The sequence below is a fragment of the Sediminibacillus albus genome (genome assembly GCF_900101125.1).
Taxonomy (GTDB): domain Bacteria; phylum Bacillota; class Bacilli; order Bacillales; family Amphibacillaceae; genus Sediminibacillus; species Sediminibacillus albus.
Map to the genome: position 1 here is coordinate 32,104 of NZ_FNFL01000009.1, position 18,664 is coordinate 50,767.

The 18,664-nt window shown below is 42.1% G+C and carries 18 protein-coding genes and 1 other annotated feature; all 18 genes read right to left on the bottom strand.

Annotated features, from left to right (window positions below; all coding sequences use genetic code 11):
* Positions 1-129: 129 nt before the first annotated feature.
* Complete coding sequence (gene fusA / locus BLR93_RS17135; RefSeq protein ID WP_093217305.1) at positions 130-2,208, bottom strand: elongation factor G; 2,079 nt, start codon at positions 2,206-2,208, stop codon at positions 130-132.
* 39 nt (positions 2,209-2,247) lie between these two features.
* Positions 2,248-2,718: a 30S ribosomal protein S7 gene (rpsG, locus tag BLR93_RS17140; protein WP_093217307.1), complete on the bottom strand. Its 471-nt coding sequence runs from the start codon at positions 2,716-2,718 to the stop codon at positions 2,248-2,250.
* A gap of 49 nt (positions 2,719-2,767) precedes the next feature.
* A complete protein-coding gene (gene rpsL / locus BLR93_RS17145) occupies positions 2,768-3,181 on the bottom strand; it encodes a 30S ribosomal protein S12 (protein ID WP_053217621.1) in 414 nt (137 codons plus the stop codon).
* A 104-nt stretch (positions 3,182-3,285) separates the two neighbouring features.
* Entirely contained in the window at positions 3,286-3,537 is a 252-nt protein-coding gene (locus tag BLR93_RS17150; protein WP_093217310.1) for a 50S ribosomal protein L7ae-like protein, read from the bottom strand.
* Between the two features lie 184 nt (positions 3,538-3,721).
* Positions 3,722-7,330 (bottom strand): DNA-directed RNA polymerase subunit beta', encoded by a 3,609-nt coding sequence (gene rpoC, locus BLR93_RS17155; RefSeq protein WP_093217312.1) that lies wholly within the window; start codon positions 7,328-7,330, stop codon positions 3,722-3,724.
* 67 nt (positions 7,331-7,397) lie between these two features.
* Positions 7,398-10,934 (bottom strand): DNA-directed RNA polymerase subunit beta, encoded by a 3,537-nt coding sequence (gene rpoB, locus BLR93_RS17160; RefSeq protein ID WP_093217314.1) that lies wholly within the window; start codon positions 10,932-10,934, stop codon positions 7,398-7,400.
* A gap of 608 nt (positions 10,935-11,542) precedes the next feature.
* The gene (locus tag BLR93_RS17170; protein WP_093217319.1) at positions 11,543-12,145 is read right to left on the bottom strand and encodes a class I SAM-dependent methyltransferase; all 603 of its coding nucleotides are present in this window, start codon (positions 12,143-12,145) and stop codon (positions 11,543-11,545) included.
* Positions 12,146-12,270: 125 nt separating this feature from the next.
* The gene (gene rplL, locus BLR93_RS17175; protein WP_093217321.1) at positions 12,271-12,636 is read right to left on the bottom strand and encodes a 50S ribosomal protein L7/L12; all 366 of its coding nucleotides are present in this window, start codon (positions 12,634-12,636) and stop codon (positions 12,271-12,273) included.
* An 87-nt stretch (positions 12,637-12,723) separates the two neighbouring features.
* Positions 12,724-13,224: a 50S ribosomal protein L10 gene (gene rplJ, locus BLR93_RS17180; RefSeq protein WP_093217324.1), complete on the bottom strand. Its 501-nt coding sequence runs from the start codon at positions 13,222-13,224 to the stop codon at positions 12,724-12,726.
* Between the two features lie 57 nt (positions 13,225-13,281).
* Positions 13,282-13,432 (bottom strand) — a sequence feature (ribosomal protein L10 leader region).
* Positions 13,433-13,494: 62 nt separating this feature from the next.
* Positions 13,495-14,190, bottom strand: a complete 696-nt coding sequence (gene rplA, locus BLR93_RS17185; RefSeq protein WP_093217327.1) for a 50S ribosomal protein L1 — start codon at positions 14,188-14,190, stop codon at positions 13,495-13,497.
* Positions 14,191-14,403: 213 nt separating this feature from the next.
* Positions 14,404-14,829, bottom strand: coding sequence for a 50S ribosomal protein L11 (rplK, locus tag BLR93_RS17190; RefSeq protein WP_139184437.1), 426 nt, complete (start codon positions 14,827-14,829; stop codon positions 14,404-14,406).
* A gap of 320 nt (positions 14,830-15,149) precedes the next feature.
* Complete coding sequence (nusG, locus tag BLR93_RS17200) at positions 15,150-15,683, bottom strand: transcription termination/antitermination protein NusG (protein ID WP_093217333.1); 534 nt, start codon at positions 15,681-15,683, stop codon at positions 15,150-15,152.
* A 134-nt stretch (positions 15,684-15,817) separates the two neighbouring features.
* On the bottom strand, positions 15,818-15,997 hold the full coding sequence (gene secE / locus BLR93_RS17205) for a preprotein translocase subunit SecE (protein ID WP_093217336.1): 180 nt from the start codon (positions 15,995-15,997) through the stop codon (positions 15,818-15,820).
* 40 nt (positions 15,998-16,037) lie between these two features.
* Complete coding sequence (rpmG, locus tag BLR93_RS17210; RefSeq protein ID WP_093217338.1) at positions 16,038-16,187, bottom strand: 50S ribosomal protein L33; 150 nt, start codon at positions 16,185-16,187, stop codon at positions 16,038-16,040.
* Positions 16,188-16,257: 70 nt separating this feature from the next.
* Positions 16,258-16,914, bottom strand: a complete 657-nt coding sequence (gene sigH / locus BLR93_RS17215; RefSeq protein WP_093217341.1) for an RNA polymerase sporulation sigma factor SigH — start codon at positions 16,912-16,914, stop codon at positions 16,258-16,260.
* Positions 16,915-17,000: 86 nt separating this feature from the next.
* Positions 17,001-17,510: an NYN domain-containing protein gene (locus tag BLR93_RS17220; protein WP_093217344.1), complete on the bottom strand. Its 510-nt coding sequence runs from the start codon at positions 17,508-17,510 to the stop codon at positions 17,001-17,003.
* A 3-nt stretch (positions 17,511-17,513) separates the two neighbouring features.
* Positions 17,514-18,257, bottom strand: a complete 744-nt coding sequence (gene rlmB / locus BLR93_RS17225; RefSeq protein WP_093217347.1) for a 23S rRNA (guanosine(2251)-2'-O)-methyltransferase RlmB — start codon at positions 18,255-18,257, stop codon at positions 17,514-17,516.
* A gap of 6 nt (positions 18,258-18,263) precedes the next feature.
* A complete protein-coding gene (locus tag BLR93_RS17230; protein ID WP_093217350.1) occupies positions 18,264-18,662 on the bottom strand; it encodes a Mini-ribonuclease 3 in 399 nt (132 codons plus the stop codon).
* Between the last annotated feature and the right edge of the window lie 2 nt (positions 18,663-18,664).

Below are 18,664 nucleotides of genomic sequence, written 5' to 3' on the forward strand. Positions count from 1 at the left end.
TATATTTCCTCCTTTAAGTAAGTAAAAGTGTTGATTTTATAATCAATGTATTTGCCGCTTAGAAACAACTTTAAAAGCCGTTTCTAAGCTTACAATACAAGTTATACGCGATGAATGACAAAAAATCAATTATTCACCAGCATTTTTTTTAATAATTTCTTCAGAAATGCTTTTCGGCACTTCTTCATAGTGGTCAAAGTGCATAGTGTACTGACCTCTACCTTGCGTGTTTGAACGAAGGGCTGTAGCGTAACCGAACATTTCAGATAGCGGTACGAACGCGTTAACTACTTGCGTGTTACCACGTGAACCCATACCTTCTACACGGCCGCGACGAGAGGTTACGTCACCCATTATGTCTCCCATGTATTCTTCTGGAATAATAACTTCAACTTTCATCATTGGTTCCAGAATAACTGGTTGACATTTATTCTTAGCGGCTTTAAGCGCCATTGAAGCAGCTACTTTAAAGGCCATTTCATTCGAGTCTACATCATGATAACTACCATCATATAATGTAGCTTTCACATCGATTAGCGGATAGCCTGCCAATACCCCATTTTCCATTGATTCTTTAATACCAGCTTCAACAGAAGGGATGTATTCACGAGGTACAGTACCACCAACGATTTTATTAACGAACTCAAAGCCAGCGCCTTCTTCGTTTGGTTCAAATTTAACCCAAACGTGTCCGTATTGTCCTCTACCACCAGACTGCCGTACAAACTTTCCTTCAACTTCAGCAGAGCCACGGAAAGTTTCACGATAAGCAACCTGAGGGGCACCAACATTAGCTTCAACTTTAAATTCGCGTTTCAAACGGTCAACAATGATATCAAGGTGAAGCTCACCCATACCAGAAATAATTGTCTGACCAGTTTCAGGATTAGTTTCAGTTCTGAAAGTTGGATCTTCTTCTGCCAGCTTACCTAAAGCTACTGCCATTTTATCTTGGTCAGCTTTTGTTTTAGGTTCGATTGCAACATCGATAACCGGCTCAGGGAATTCCATAGACTCAAGGATAACGAGTGATTTTTCATCACATAAGGTATCACCTGTGCTTGTGTCTTTAAGACCAACAGCACCTGCAATATCTCCAGCATATACAGTAGAAATCTCTTCGCGGGAGTTTGCGTGCATTTGAAGAATACGTCCTACACGTTCACGCTTATCCTTTGTAGAGTTCTTTACATATGAACCGGAATCCAATGTGCCTGAGTAAACCCGGAAGAAAGTCAGCTTTCCAACATAAGGGTCTGTAGCAACCTTAAACGCCAAGGCAGAAAATGGTTCGCTGTCATCTGCTTTACGCACTACTTTTTCTTCTGTTTGTGGTATATGCCCTTCGATTGGAGGTACATCTGTCGGCGCTGGCAAGTAATCAATAACACCATCAACCAGCAGCTGTACACCTTTGTTTTTAAAGGCGGATCCACAAAATACAGGGTAGAAATCTACACCTAAAGTAGCAGTACGAACAGCGTTTTTCAACTCTTCGTTAGAAATCTCTTCGCCTTCCAAGTACTTCATCATTAGATCTTCATCAAGCTCCGCTACCGCCTCTAACAAGTTAGTCCGGTATTCTTCCGCTTGATCCTTATATTCATCAGGAATCGGTCGAGCTTCTGCTCGTGTTCCTAAATCATCCAAGTAATAATAGGCTTCCATTGTAATGAGGTCGATAATTCCTTCGAAATTATCCTCCGCCCCAATAGGCAATTGAACAGGGTGAGCATTTGCTCCTAAACGATCACTTAGAGTGCCTACAGAATAAAGGAAGTCTGCACCTACTTTATCCATTTTGTTTACAAATACGATACGCGGAACTCCGTAAGTAGTGGCTTGGCGCCATACAGTTTCGGTTTGCGGTTCCACACCTGATTGAGCATCAAGTACTGCTACTGAACCGTCAAGTACACGCAAAGAACGTTCAACTTCAACAGTGAAGTCTACGTGTCCTGGAGTATCAATAATGTTTATACGATGACCTTTCCACTGAGCGGTAGTCGCTGCGGAAGTAATCGTAATCCCACGTTCTTGTTCTTGTTCCATCCAGTCCATTTGGGAAGCACCTTCGTGGGTTTCACCAATTTTGTGGATACGTCCTGTATAGAAAAGAATACGCTCGGTAGCAGTGGTTTTACCTGCATCAATATGCGCCATGATACCGATGTTACGTGTCTTTTCCAAGGAGAATTCTCTAGCCATGCATCTTTCTCCTTCCTAATAAAAATATTAGTTTTTTGATTACCAGCGGTAATGGGCGAATGCTTTGTTAGCCTCTGCCATCTTATGCATATCTTCGCGCTTCTTAACAGAAGCACCTGTGTTGTTTGAAGCATCAAGAATTTCATTTGCCAGACGTTCTTCCATTGTCTTTTCACCGCGAAGGCGGGAATAGTTAACAATATAACGAAGGCCTAGGGCTTGGCGTCGCTCTGGACGAACCTCAACCGGTACTTGGTAGTTAGAACCCCCCACACGGCGTGCTCGTACTTCAAGTACAGGCATTACATTTTTCATAGCTTGTTCAAACACTTCCATAGCGTCTTGGCCGCTACGTTCTTGAACAAGTTCAAATGCGCTATATAGGATTTTTTGTGCTTTTCCGCGTTGTCCGTCGATCATAATTTGGTTGATCAAACGAGTGACAAGCTTAGAGTTGTGCAACGGATCAGGTAATACATCACGTTTTGCTACTGGTCCTTTACGTGGCATTAAATTTCCTCCTTTCTTCTTTTCATGGTTATCTATCGATTAACCCGCATTATTTTTTAGGTCGTTTTGTACCATATTTGGAACGTCCTTGTGCACGGCCTTCTACTCCAGCCGTATCAAGAGCACCCCGAACAATATGGTAACGTACACCCGGCAAGTCTTTAACACGTCCTCCGCGAATAAGAACAACACTGTGCTCTTGAAGGTTGTGCCCAATACCAGGAATGTAAGCTGTAACTTCAATCCCGTTAGTTAAACGAACACGAGCGTATTTACGCAATGCAGAGTTCGGTTTCTTCGGTGTCAAAGTACCAACACGAGTACATACACCGCGTTTTTGCGGAGAAGACTGGTCAGTCAAGCTTTTCTTAAAGCTGTTATAGCCTTTGTTAAGTGCAGGTGAGTCAGATTTCTTGCCTTTGCTCACGCGGCCTTTACGTACTAATTGATTAATTGTAGGCATGTAATTTCCTCCTTCCGTTAACGTTTTGTAATACCACATATCCAGGTGGTTCATAACAAGGCAAAAAACAAAGTTTTCGCGATATCTTCCTCTTCGCCAAAACTTTATTGCTTAATTGCCACTGTCGCTGTACCTACATCTATGCCACATGCTTCGCCGAGTTTTTTCTTTGAATCAACTCTGTCGCATGGTATGCCCAAGTCATTTGCAAGACGCGACACTTTAGAAGTTATTTGCTGATCAGCATCATCGGCAATAACTACTTCACTTACTTCGCCATTCTTCATGGCTTTCATTGTCTGCTTGGTTCCAATTATCAAACCTGTTTTAACCTGTGCCACTTTTTCATAAGACATTAGCTATCCTCCAAAGTAACAAGGATAAACGGAAGCACCTCAAATATAGTATCATCCTCGAATTTTAATGTCAACTTAAAATTCGAATTTAATTATATATAGGGTGCAGGAAACTGTAATGCCTCTTAGAGCATTAACAGGTTCCTGCCTGCTTCCCTGCTATACCTTGTCTTTTACAAAGTAATTATTGTGTCACTTCTTCTGTTTCTTGCATTTCGACCGCTTTTTCTTCTTCTAATTCCGCTTGAATTTTACGGTATTTCGGCATCCCTGTACCAGCTGGCACGAGTTTACCGATAATAACATTTTCTTTCAAGCCTAGAAGTTCGTCACGTTTTCCTTTAATAGCAGCATCAGTCAACACACGAGTTGTTTCCTGGAAGGATGCAGCTGATAAGAAGGAATCCGTTTCAAGCGATGCTTTTGTGATACCAAGAATGACAGGTCTTCCGACTGCTGGCTGTTTGCCTTCGAGCAGTACTTTTTGGTTGGCATCCCTGAATTGGTGAATCTCCAATAGAGATCCTGGCAATACTTCTGTATCCCCGGCATTGGCCACGCGTACCTTACGAAGCATTTGGCGAACCATTACTTCCACGTGCTTATCACCAATTTCAACACCCTGCATTCTGTACACTTTCTGTACTTCTTTCAACAAGTATTGTTGTACGCCATCGATACCCTGGACTTTCAAGAGCTCTTTCGGATCAACTGATCCTTCAGTAAGTTCCTGGCCGGCTTCAACTTTGTCCCCGACAGCAACCTTCAACCTTGCTCCATATGGAGAAGTATAGGTTCGTGTTTCCACTTCACCTTGAACAACGATCTCTTGTTTGTCTTTTATTTCATTTACATCCTGGATTGTTCCGATTATTTCACTGATTACCGCTTGACCCTTAGGATTACGCGCTTCGAATAGCTCCTGAATACGCGGCAAACCTTGGGTGATATCGTCTCCTGCAACACCGCCGGTATGGAAGGTACGCATTGTAAGCTGTGTACCTGGCTCACCGATAGATTGAGCAGCAATGATACCTACTGCCTCGCCAACTTCTACTTCATCGCCTGTGGCAAGGTTTCTTCCGTAACACTTTTTACAAGCGCCATGCTTCGTATTACATGTAAATACGGAGCGGATAGTAACTTCTTCGATTCCCGAATCAACAATTTGCTTAGCTGTGTCTTCAGAAATCACTTCATTTTTATCGACTAGAACCTCTTTAGTATCCGGATTACGTACTACCTGGAACGAAGTCCTTCCGATTAAACGGTCGATAAGCGGCTCAATCATTTCTGTCCCTTCTGTTATCGATTGGACAGTCAAGCCTTTATCTGTACCACAATCTTCTTCCCGGATAATAACATCCTGAGCCACATCAACAAGTCTTCTTGTTAAGTAACCAGAGTCAGCCGTCTTCAATGCTGTATCGGCAAGACCTTTACGAGCCCCGTGAGTCGAAATAAAGTATTCAAGCACTGTCAAACCTTCACGGAAGCTTGATTTGATCGGTAACTCAATAATCCGGCCAGCCGGGTTGGCCATCAACCCACGCATACCAGCAAGCTGGGTGAAGTTAGAGGCATTACCACGGGCACCTGAATCACTCATCATAAAGATTGGGTTCCTCGGGTTCAATGATTTCATCAATTTCTCTTGAATATTATCCTTGGCTTGAGACCAAATGGAGATAACCCGATCATAACGTTCTTCTTCCGTGATTAAACCACGGCGGAATTGTTTCAACACTTTATCTACACGGCCCTGGGCTTCATCAAGAATCTCTTCTTTTTCTGCCAATACTACAATGTCAGATACACCAACTGTGATACCCGCTTTCGTAGAATAGCTGAAACCTAAGTCCTTCATGCGATCAAGCATTTTCGATGTTTCACTGATTTTGAAGCGTTTAAAGACTTCTGCAATTATGTCACCCAATATGCCTTTTTTAAATGGAGAAATAATATCACGTTCTGCGATTATTTCCTTCACATTTGCTCCCTTATCCACAAAGTATTGTTCCGGAGTGTGAAGCTCAAGGTTTTCCTGGGTCGGTTCATTCATATAAGGGAACGAATTTGGAAGCATATCGTTGAAAATCAACTTACCTACTGTAGTGATAATCAACTTGCTTGCCTGTTCCTCTGTGAATGTCTCATTTCCTAAGGAGGATGCACTAACCGCAATCCTCGTATGCAAATGGACATAGCCATTTTGGTAAGCAATCAAGGCTTCACTTAAATCTTTGAAGATCATTCCTTCGCCGACAGCATTTTCCCGCTCCATCGTAATGTAATAGTTACCTAAAACCATATCCTGTGATGGCGTTACTACTGGCTTACCATCTTTAGGATTCAAGATGTTTTGGGCAGCCAGCATTAAAATACGGGCCTCAGCTTGTGCTTCAGCAGATAACGGTACGTGAACGGCCATCTGGTCACCGTCAAAGTCTGCATTATATGCTGTACAAACAAGCGGATGCAGTCTGATAGCTCTACCTTCCACCAACGTTGGCTCAAAAGCTTGAATGCCGAGCCTGTGTAGTGTCGGCGCACGGTTAAGCAACACTGGATGCTCTTTAATTACTTCTTCAAGTACATCCCATACTTCCGGATGCAACCGTTCGATTTTACGTTTAGCTGATTTGATGTTGTGGGCAAGCCCTTTTTCAACAAGCTCTTTCATAATGAAAGGCTTGAACAGCTCCACTGCCATTTCCTTCGGCAATCCACATTGATACATTTTCAAATGCGGTCCTACAACGATAACAGAACGGCCTGAGTAATCCACACGCTTACCAAGTAAGTTTTGGCGGAAACGACCTTGCTTACCTTTTAGCATATGAGATAACGATTTAAGCGGACGGTTCCCCGGACCTGTGACTGGACGGCCACGGCGCCCGTTATCAATTAGCGCATCAACAGCTTCCTGAAGCATACGCTTTTCGTTTTGCACGATGATGCTTGGCGCTCCAAGATCTAATAATCGCTTCAAGCGGTTATTCCGGTTGATTACCCTTCGGTATAAATCGTTCAAATCAGATGTTGCAAAACGTCCGCCGTCCAATTGAACCATAGGACGTAATTCCGGCGGAATGATAGGCAGTACATCTAAAATCATCCACGAAGGTTCGTTGCCTGAGTTGCGGAAAGCTTCCAGAACTTCCAATCGTTTGATTGCACGTGTTCTGCGCTGCCCTTGAGCCGTTTTCAACTCTTCTTTTAACTGATCTACTTCTTTATCTAAGTCAATGTCCTGCAATAGCTTCCTAATAGCCTCGGCACCCATTTGTGCTTGAAAAGATTGGCCGTACTTATCGCGATAAGCACGGTACTCTTTTTCCGAAAGCAATTGCTTTTTCTCAAGCGCAGTATCTCCAGCATCGGTAACAATGTATGCTGCAAAATAAATAACTTCTTCCAGTGCCCGCGGAGACATATCCATAACAAGTCCCATACGGCTTGGTATTCCTTTGAAATACCAAATGTGAGAGACAGGGGCAGCTAACTCAATATGCCCCATCCGCTCACGGCGAACTTTTGCCTTGGTAACTTCGACACCACAACGGTCACACACTACCCCTTTGTAGCGGACACGTTTATATTTACCGCAATGACATTCCCAGTCCTTCTGCGGCCCAAATATTCTCTCACAAAACAATCCATCTTTTTCCGGCTTTAGCGTACGATAATTGATTGTTTCCGGCTTTTTCACTTCACCAAAAGACCAAGAACGAATCTTATCAGGAGAAGCTAAACCTATTTTCATAAACTCGAAATTATTTACATCTAGCAAGGGGCCTACCTCCCTTTTAGTATCCAGGTTTTAACCTAAGCATAGAACTCTAACCATAGAATTGAACTTAGCTTTCTTCAACTTCTAGATTTAGATTATCTGCTGATTGGGTATCTTCTTCTTCAATATCCCTAAGCTCAATTTCTTCTTCATCGGCTGAAAGCATTTTTACATCCATGCCAAGACTTTGCAATTCTTTAATCAACACTTTAAAGGATTCAGGAATGCCTGGTTCTGGAACATTGTCGCCTTTGACGATAGCTTCATATGTTTTCACCCGTCCTACTACATCATCCGACTTCACCGTCAGGATTTCCTGTAGAGTATAAGCGGCTCCATATGCTTCAAGCGCCCATACCTCCATCTCTCCGAAACGCTGACCGCCAAACTGAGCTTTACCGCCCAATGGCTGTTGTGTCACTAGAGAATAAGGTCCTGTAGAACGTGCGTGCAATTTATCGTCTACCATATGAGCCAGCTTGATCATATACATGACACCAACGGATACACGGTTGTCGAACGGCTCACCTGATCTGCCATCATATAAAACGGTTTTAGCATCACGAGGCATTCCGGCTTCTTCAAGTGTTTCCCAAACGTCTTCTTCTCTTGCTCCATCAAATACCGGAGTCGCGACATGAAGGCCAAGCTGCCTTGCTGCCATTCCCAGGTGCAGTTCCAATACCTGTCCGATATTCATTCGGGAAGGTACGCCTAATGGGTTAAGCATAATATCTATCGGAGTTCCGTCCGGCAAGAACGGCATATCCTCTTCTGGTAAAATTTTCGATATAACACCTTTGTTACCGTGACGGCCTGCCATTTTGTCCCCTTCAGAGATTTTACGCTTCTGAACGATATAAACACGGACAAGCTGGTTGACTCCCGGAGGCAATTCATCTCCATCTTCACGGTTGAAAATTTTCACATCAAGTACGATACCGCCAGCTCCATGGGGAACTCTCAATGAAGTATCTCTTACTTCCCTAGCTTTTTCTCCAAAAATAGCATGTAATAACCGCTCTTCTGCAGATAGCTCAGTTACACCTTTAGGGGTTACCTTGCCTACAAGCAAATCTCCGTCGCCAACTTCAGCTCCGACGCGGATAATCCCCCTCTCATCAAGGTCTCTTAAAGCGTCTTCCCCTACGTTAGGAATATCTCTCGTAATCTCTTCCGGCCCTAACTTGGTATCCCTTGCTTCAGATTCATATTCTTCAATATGGATGGAAGTATAAACATCATCTTTCACTAAGCGTTCACTCATGATAATAGCATCTTCATAGTTATAGCCTTCCCAAGTCATAAATCCGACAAGTACATTTCGGCCTAGGGCGAGCTCTCCATCCTCCATAGAAGGACCGTCTGCAAGAACTTCGCCTTTGGTGACATGGTTGCCGACACTAACAATCGGGCGCTGGTTATAACAAGTTCCCTGGTTGGAACGAATGAACTTCTGTAAGCGATAGCGGTCTAAGTCACCTTCGACTTGTCTTCCATCCACTTCAGAGATACGGCGAACATAAACTTCTTTCGCTTCTACTCTTTCTACAATACCTTCATGCTTACAAATAACTGCAGCTCCGGAATCTTTACCATTAACATATTCCATTCCAGTACCTACTGTCGGTGCTTCCGGCTGCATCAACGGAACAGCCTGTCGCTGCATGTTCGCACCCATCAACGCACGATTGGAGTCATCGTTTTCCAAGAAAGGAATACAAGCTGTTGCAGCTGATACTACCTGCTTAGGCGATACGTCCATATAATCAATGCGGTCACGAGGGACAGCAGTGTTTTCTCCTCGGAATCTTGCGATTACCTCTTCGTCAGTAAATGACCAGTCTTCGTTCAGACGCGCATTTGCCTGAGCAACTACATAGTTGTCCTCTTCATCAGCAGTTAAGTAATCAATGTGTTCTGTTACCCTGCCAGTTTCTAAATCAACACGGCGGTAAGGTGTTTCAATGAACCCAAATTTGTTTACTTTTGCATAAGATGACAAAGAGTTAATCAGACCGATGTTTGGCCCCTCTGGCGTTTCAATTGGACACATACGCCCATAATGGGAATAGTGAACGTCACGTACTTCCATCCCTGCACGTTCCCTTGTTAAACCACCTGGTCCGAGGGCAGACAAACGACGTTTATGCGTTAACTCCGCCAATGGATTCGTTTGGTCCATAAACTGGGAAAGCTGGGAGCTTCCAAAGAATTCTTTAATCGAAGCTATAACAGGTCTGATATTGATCAACTGTTGTGGCGTGATTGAGGATGTATCCTGGATGGACATCCGTTCACGAACAACACGTTCCATTCTGGATAAGCCGATACGGAATTGGTTTTGTAAAAGCTCCCCTACCGAACGAAGCCTTCGATTTCCCAAATGGTCAATATCATCAGTTCCGCCAACTTGATGCAACAGATTAAAGAAATAGCTGATAGCAGCCAGGATATCAGCAGGCGCTATATTTTTCACGCTTTTATCTACATTGCCATTGCCAATGACGTTAAGCGTTCTTTCACCTTCTGGATCCGTTGGATCAACAATCTTGATTGACTGTATCTTAATTGGTTCTTCAAGCACTCCATCATGCGGCTCAAGCACATCGTCACCGAAGTTTTCTTCTCCGCCTTCGAGGTGCGGCAATAGTTTATCTAGAAGCCGGCGGTCAATTTTGTCGCCTTTTTGCGCTAGCACTTCTCCAGTTTCTTCATCAACTAATGTCTCTGCTAATACTTGATTGAATAAACGGTTCTTTATATGAAGTTTTTTATTCATCTTGTAACGCCCAACGTGGGCAAGGTCATATCTCTTTGGATCGAAGAACCGTGAAACAAGAAGACTCTTTGCATTATCAACTGTCGGTGGTTCTCCAGGACGCAGGCGCTCGTATATTTCAAGCAATGCCTTTTCACTGTTTTCCGTGTTGTCCTTTTCCAACGTATTCTTTAAGTATTCATTGTCTCCAAGTAAGTCAATGATTTCTTGATCGGTACCAAAACCGAGTGCACGCAAAAGAACCGTAATCGGAAGCTTTCTTGTACGGTCGATACGAACATGGACAACATCTTTTGCATCGGTTTCAAATTCCAACCAAGCGCCACGGTTCGGGATTACGGTAGCCGTATAGCCCCTTTTACCGTTTTTGTCATGTTTTTCACTATAGTAGACACTAGGCGAACGAACTAATTGCGAAACAATAACTCGTTCAGCACCATTGATAACAAAGGTCCCTGTATCTGTCATAAGCGGGAAATCGCCCATGAATACTTCTTGCTCTTTCACTTCGCCTGTTTCATTATTCAACAAACGAACTTTGACACGAAGAGGAGCGTTGTAAGTAACGTCTCTTTCTTTGGACTCATCGACAGGATATTTGGGATCCCCTAGACTGTAATCCACAAATTCCAAAGATAAATTCCCTGTGAAGTCTTCTATTGGAGAAATATCCTGGAACATTTCTCGTAAACCTTCTTCTAGAAACCAATCATAAGAAGCGGTTTGTATCTCGATTAGATTTGGTAATTCTAGTACTTCACTAATGCGTGCATAACTTCTACGTTGGCGGTGTCGTCCATACTGAACTAGTTGACCTGTCAACTGATTCACCCCTCAAATCAAGAATTAGAAAAACGCTGCATGCCTGTAAAAGTTGATAGTAGAAACTTCCTGGCTCTCTTATGTAAGACGCCATAGCTATACTACTTTAAGGCAAGCAGTTACTGCCCTTATCTTTCTTGCAGCCCGATGATTGCAATCGACTGCTTCAATAAGCGCAAAATTGTCCGGCAAACATACCGAACAAACTTGTGACCGTCATACATCTATCACAAGATTCTTATTTAGACATTCGCAACGGGCGAATGTTGTATCACAATTTTCATCCATCTAACGTTAGATTCGCAGCCTTGCAGCTGATTGTGCTTATAAATGCTAAAATCCATTTAAAAAAATTTAAATTTTTTTAAAAAGGGAAAACGTTAAATTACTCCTTCATTTCGCTAGCTTGAGAAGCAAGCTATGATAATAAAGGGAAATTTTGCCGATTTCACCATTATTTCCTTTATCAATAAGATTATACATCTTTTTTTGAAAATAACCCTTGACAAGGGAAGTCGCCTATTGGCATTTTTTAATATTACCACAGCAGAAACTGCGAGTCAACTGCAAGATTTTACACAACAGTTTCTAGATAGCTTTATTTATCGTTATTCTTTTATAGATCTAAAAATATAATAACCCTTATCTTTCTTCAGTGTTTCCACATTCCCAAACAACTCGTCTAATTTCTTTTGGGCTGAGGGGGCTCCCTGCTTTTTCTGTATCACTATCGTTAATTCACCTTTGGAAAGCAATGCTTCAAAACTTTCCTCAAACATATCGTAAATCACTTTTTTCCCCGCACGAATTGGAGGATTGGTTACTATAGCTGAAAATGTTTCGTTTCGGAAGGATTGGAGACGATCACTGATTTTAAAATTCACATTTTCGATATTATTCGCCAAGGCATTCTGTCTAGCCAAGTCCAGCGCCCTTTCATTAATATCACTTAAAGTCACATGGCGTTGAGGAAAGGCTTTCGCCAAGGATAGTCCTATCGGTCCATAACCACAGCCTAAGTCCAAAAACCGACCTTCAATCCCGGGTTCGACAAAAGCTTCGATTAAAGTGCGAGATCCAAAATCTACTTCCTTCTTAGAAAACACCCCTTGATCAGTAGTAAAGGAAAACCGATTCCCTCTTAACTCGTAACTCCATGTTTGTGGATCACTCTCCGATTTCGGAGTTCGGGAGAAATAATGCTCGGACATAATAAGCACCTGCTTTTCTCTTTAAAAGTTACTCATAGGATATGAGGTTAATATTCAGATGAAAAATCATTTAAGGTTTTAAGTGAAATAAAAGCCCGCCGGTTAAGGCGAGCTTTTATACTTACTTACTTCAATTCTACAGATGCGCCTGCTTCTTCAAGCTTAGTTTTCATTTCTTCAGCTTCTTCTTTAGCAATGCCTTCTTTGATTGCTCCTGGAGCATTATCTACAAGATCTTTAGCATCCTTAAGTCCAAGACCAGTGATTTCACGAACTGCTTTAACAACTTTAATTTTTGAAGATCCAGCACTTTCAAGAACAACATCAAATTCAGTTTGTTCTGCAGCAGCTTCTCCGCCGCCAGCAGCTCCTGCAGCAGCAACCGGTGCAGCAGCAGTTACTCCAAATTCTTCTTCAATAGCTTTAACAAGGTCATTCAATTCAAGAACTGACATTTCTTTAATTTGATCAATAATTTGTTCTTTAGACATGTTTACTTCCTCCTTGGAAATTTTATTATATTTTACGATGCTTCGACAAAAGGCCTTTTAACGGGCCACCTTACATGAAGGTGGTAATTAAGCGCCTTGTTCTTCTTTTTGTTCTGCCACTGCTTTTGTAGCGTAAGCAAAGTTACGTACAGGTGCTTGAAGCACGCTAAGCAGCATAGAAAGCATACCTTCGTAGTTTGGAAGATCTGCAAGTTCCTTGATTTGTTCAAGTGTTGCAACACTACCTTCAATGATGCCGGCTTTGATTTCCAGAGCCTCGTGTTCCTTAGCAAAATTGTTAAGGATTTTAGCAGGGGCAACTACATCATCGTTACTGAACGCAATAGCAGTCGGTCCAACTAATTGATCGTTTAGCTCAGCCAAATCAGCTTCTTCTGCCGCACGGCGGGTCATTGTGTTTTTGTAAACTTTAAACTCTACACCAGCTTCACGAAGCTGCGTACGAAGTTCAGTTACTTCAGAAACGTCAAGTCCGCGATAATCGACTAGAATTGTTGATTGGCTTTCACGGAACTTGTCTGCAATTTCAGTTACAACTTGTTTTTTGTGCTCAATTGTTCTTGACATTATTCCACCTCCTATTGACTTTTCATCATACCGTTAGATGTTATTGTCGAAACAAGAAAAGGCAATGAAAAAGAGCCTCCAAGTAGACTTGGAGGCTCTGTTTTCGATGAGATAACCATCCGCTGGTTATCTTTTCTATTCACACACCTCGGCAGGAAATTAAGCTCTAGAGAGCACCTGCTGTCTACGGTATAACGTATATATTTGGTTACTTTAACTTATGCAACGTTGTAAATTATATCTGAGTGTCTTTCATAAGTCAATAGTTTTTTATCGCACGAAACTTGAAACGTCTACTTTTACTCCAGGACCCATGGTAGACGCTACAGAAGCGTTACGCATATAAATCCCTTTAGAAGCCTGTGGTTTAGCCTTCACCAAAGTATCAGTAATAGCTTCGAAGTTTTCAACAAGCTTTTCAAGGTCGAAAGAGACTTTACCGATCGGCACATGCACGTTTGATGATTTGTCGACGCGGTATTCTACTTTACCAGCTTTAATTTCTTGTACTGCTTTTTCCACTTCAAAGGTAACAGTTCCTGTTTTCGGGTTAGGCATTAATCCTTTAGGCCCTAATACACGTCCTAATTTACCGACTTCAGCCATCATGTCCGGAGTAGCTACAACTACATCGAAATCAAACCAACCTTGGTTGATTTTAGCAATAAGATCTTGCTCTCCTACGTAATCTGCTCCAGCATTTTCAGCTTCTTTAGCTTTGTCGCCTTTAGCAAATACTAACACACGTTGAGTTTTACCAGTACCATGCGGCAATACCATTGCACCGCGCAGCTGCTGGTCAGCTTTCTTAGGGTCTACTCCCAAACGGAAAGCTGCTTCTACTGTTTCATCAAAGTTCGCTTTAGCAGTTTGCTTTACTAACTCAACCGCTTCTTTTATTTCATAAGCTTTTGTACGATCAACAAGCTTTAGTGCTTCTTGTTGTTTTTTGGTTTTCTTAGCCATTGTTTTTTTCCTCCTTGATTGTGGTTTTAACGGTTATACCTCCCACTTTAAAAAGCGGAACAGGCTTCGGCGCCAATTTTCTTTAAAAATCACTACGCCGGCCCACGCTGTAGATCGCAAATGCAATCCATTATTCTTATCCTGCAAAAAGGTTGCGAAAGGCTTTACCGCCACCATCGCAACCTTCTGCTCTAAATAAGAGTCGCTGCAAGATTAGTCTTCGATGACAATCCCCATACTACGCGCTGTTCCTTCGACCATACGCATAGCCGCTTCCACGTTAGCAGCATTTAGATCAGGCATTTTCGTTTCCGCAATTTCTTTTACTTTGTCACGCTTTACAGTCGCAACTTTATTACGATTTGGTTCACCTGATCCAGTTTCGATTCCAGCTGCTTTCTTTAGAAGTACAGCAGCAGGCGGAGTTTTTGTGATAAATGTAAATGAACGGTCTTCAAAAACCGTAATTTCTACCGGAATAATCATACCAGCTTGATCTTGCGTACGGGCATTAAATTCCTTACAAAATCCCATGATGTTAACGCCTGCTTGACCCAATGCCGGTCCAACTGGCGGTGCCGGGTTTGCTTTCCCTGCAGGGATTTGAAGTTTAACAACTTTAATTACTTTTTTAGCCACGAGACACACCTCCTTAAAGTCCGTGATGTGGTAATAGGGTTTTCCCCTCCCACTCAATTATAGCTTTATACTCGGGGCATAAAGAACATAAGAATTTTAGCATCTTTACGCACAAATTGCAAGGGGTTGTTTTAATACTGCTGTTTTAGTCAACAACTCCCTGCCCCGATAAGTTCAACATCCATTCGCCCTTTGAGGAAGGCCGACTAAGAACGGACTTTGCGCCCAACGTCGGCATACCCCTAAGAAGGGGCATGTTTCCTTTATCTCCTTCGGTTCGGTCCACTGCTTTCGCAGCTGATCGGCCGCCTTCGCTTTTCTTATAACTTTTCGATTTGGGAGAATTCTAATTCGACAGGAGTTTCTCTTCCGAACATGTTGACATGAACTTTGACTTTCTGTTTATCAAGATCGATATGTTCTATCGAACCGGTAAAATTAGTGAACGGGCCATCGGTCACCCGAACACTTTCTTTTTCTTCGAAGTCTACTTCCGTAACCTGTTCCTGCATTCCCATACGTTTAAGAATGAATTCTACTTCTTCCTGCAAGAGAGGGATAGGTTTTGAGCCGGCGCCGGTGGAACCTACGAATCCTGTCACCCCTGGAGTATTCCGCACTACATACCAAGAATCATCTGTCATGATCATTTCCGCCAATACGTAACCAGGGAATACTTTCTTTTTCGCCACTTTCTTTTTTCCGTTCTTGATTTCCGTCTCCTCGTCTTCTGGCACTAGGACACGAAAGATTTTATCTTCCATTCCCATTGATTCTAAGCGCTTTTCTAAATTCGTCTTCACTTTGTTTTCATATCCAGAATAGGTGTGGACTACATACCAATTTTTTTCCATGTTATCAGGACAATATCCTTGCCCTTCCCTCCCTTATTGAGATCTATATTTCCGCCAATTTAAAAAACCCGTATCAACGGGTTTTGACTGGTAAAAGTTATGATTATCTTTATTATAGCATAAACTAGTAACGATTATTCAAAAAATAGATTAAGAATTTCAGTAATTCCCAGATCGATTATTGCAAAAAACACGGCTACAAATGCAACTGTACTAACAACAGTGATCGTATAACTAGTTAACTCTCGACCTTTTGGCCAGCTTACTTTCTTCATTTCTCTTGAAACATTTTTAAAGAATGTGATAAGTTTCATGCTTGTACCCCCAAACTTAGGCCTACAGACAGGCTTTTCCTTATTTCGTTTCCCGATGCAGGGTATGAGCTCCACATCTTTTACAAAACTTTCGAACTTCCAATCGCCCGGAATTCTCCGATTTATTCTTATCTGTGCTATAGTTTCTGCTTAAACATTTCGCACAGGCTAATACAACTTTACGTCTCACTATGTCACCCCGCTTTAGGGTTTATCCCTTACAAATGTAGCACGGTTGCATAAGCCTGTCAACGTCATGCTTATAAACTGATTTCACTTACTTCCAGGTATCTTTCTAATTTTCTTTTTACCCTTTGTAATGCATTGTCTATTGATTTAACATGCCGTTTCAATTCGACGGAGATTTCCTGGTAAGACCTTCCATCCAAGTAAAGGGTCAGCACTTGCTGCTCTAAGTCGCTTAACAATTCTGACATTTTGCATTCCATATCTCCGAACTTTTCTTGATTGATGATAAGTTCTTGGGGATCGACTGCTTTTGAACCAGCAATAACATCCATGAGTGTCCTGTCTGACTCTTCATCATAAATAGGCTTGTCCAACGAGACATAGGAATTCAAAGGAATGTGCTTTTGCCTGGTAGCTGTTTTAATAGCGGTGATAATTTGCCGGGTGATACATAATTCAGCAAATGCTTTAAAAGATGACAACTTGTCTCCTTTATAGTCTCTAATCGCTTTATATAACCCGATCATGCCCTCTTGCACAATATCTTCCCTGTCCGCCCCAATCAGGAAATAGGTTCGTGCCTTCGCTCTTACGAAATTCCGATACTTGTTAATCAAATAGTCCAAGGCGTAGCTTTGGCCGTTATGAACTAACTCGATAAGTTCATCATCTTCAAGAATTTCGTAGTTTAACTCCTGATTGTCTGTCTCCTTGTGTATGATGGTCACCCAGGATTCCCCCCGACTATACTGCCGTTGAATATATAGACATTATTATACAGTAAGCGTTTCACAATCGTCAATAACTGGTAAAACTATCTGCCACCTCTTCGCCATTTTTCAAATACTTCTAATATATCTTTTTTAATGGGGATTTTTGTAGATGTTTGGATTTTTCGATACATTTTTAATTCGTCTTCTATTTCTTTTTCAATGTTTTGGGTTTCTATATACAGCTCTCTTGCAGACTTTCTGAGTGCTCCCTGGGCAAAAATTGTCCTTTGCTCCGTAAAGTCCGAAGTCGCTACATATACTTGGTTTTTTACATTTTTGAGCTCTTTGATTAGCCGCTCAATACATTCATCAGCAGTTTCTTTTTCCTTGGTGAAAATTACTTCTACTTTATAATTCTGCTGCTTCTTTTCCAATCCTTGAACATAGTAAGCATCAAATACGATGATCACCCTGTCACCCTTATAAGCTTGGTATTCAGCCATCTTGGCTATTAAAAGATCACGAGCCTGGGAAAGATCATGATCTTTTAATTCTTTCAGTTCTTCCCATGCCCCAATAATGTTATAACCGTCTACTACTAATACAACCATCGCTTATTCACCAATTGGATGCCGTTTTCTATAGACTTCATACATAAGCAGACCTGCTGCCACTGATGCATTTAAAGAAGATACTTTCCCTTTCATTGATAGCCTTACTGTCCAATCGCATTTTTCCTTAACTAAACGGCTCATTCCTTTGCCTTCATTACCTATTACTAAAGCGACTGGCATATTTCCATCCAATTCCCGGTAATCTTCTGAGCCATCGGCAGCTGTGCCTACGATCCAGACATTACTTTCTTTCAACTCATCAATAGTCTTGGCAACATTCGTCACTCTAGCTACAGGAATGTATTCAATAGCCCCAGCTGATGTTTTGGCCACAGTAGACGTCAAGCCAACGGAACGGCGCTTTGGAATAATCACGCCATGGACACCGGCAGCATCTGCTGTCCGTAAGATGGATCCTAAATTATGCGGGTCTTCTATTTCATCCAAAATCATAAAAAACGGAGCTTCTCCCCTTTTTTCTGCCACCGCAAACAAATCTTCCAATTCACTATATTGATATGCAGCCACTGAAGCAGCTACACCCTGGTGGTTTCCTTCTACCATTTGATCGATTTTTCGCTTTGGTACTTGCTGGACGGTTGTTCCGCCTGTTCTGGCTAGGGATTGAATTTTTTGTAAAGCCTGGCGCTGCAATTGGTCAGAGACCAGTACTTTATTAATCGAACGTCCAGACTTTAATGCTTCCATCACAGGATTCTTTCCAATAACCCATTCTTCTGGCATATTCATTCATCTCCTTTCTTCTACATATTCTATCGCTGAATTTATGAGCTGCTGCAGCCTTTCTTCTTTACCGTCCAGGTATAAATAGCCAAGCAAAGCTTCAAATGCCGTACTATAACGATAAGTTTGTACATCGGTGTTTTTGGGCACTGTTCCAGATTTAGCATTTCTCCCTCTCCGGACAATGCCCTGCTCTTCTTCTGTTAATTCCTGTTTCCCCAACCATTCAAGTATAACTTTAGCTTGTGACTTGGCTGATACGAAAGCAACTGCTGAACGATGTAATTGATCCGGCTTTACGCTGCCTTTACTAATTAGATGGCGGCGTACATAAATTTCATAGACAGCATCACCCATGTAAGCTAGTGTTAGGCTTTTCATCTGCTTAATCTCTATTTCTGTCATGG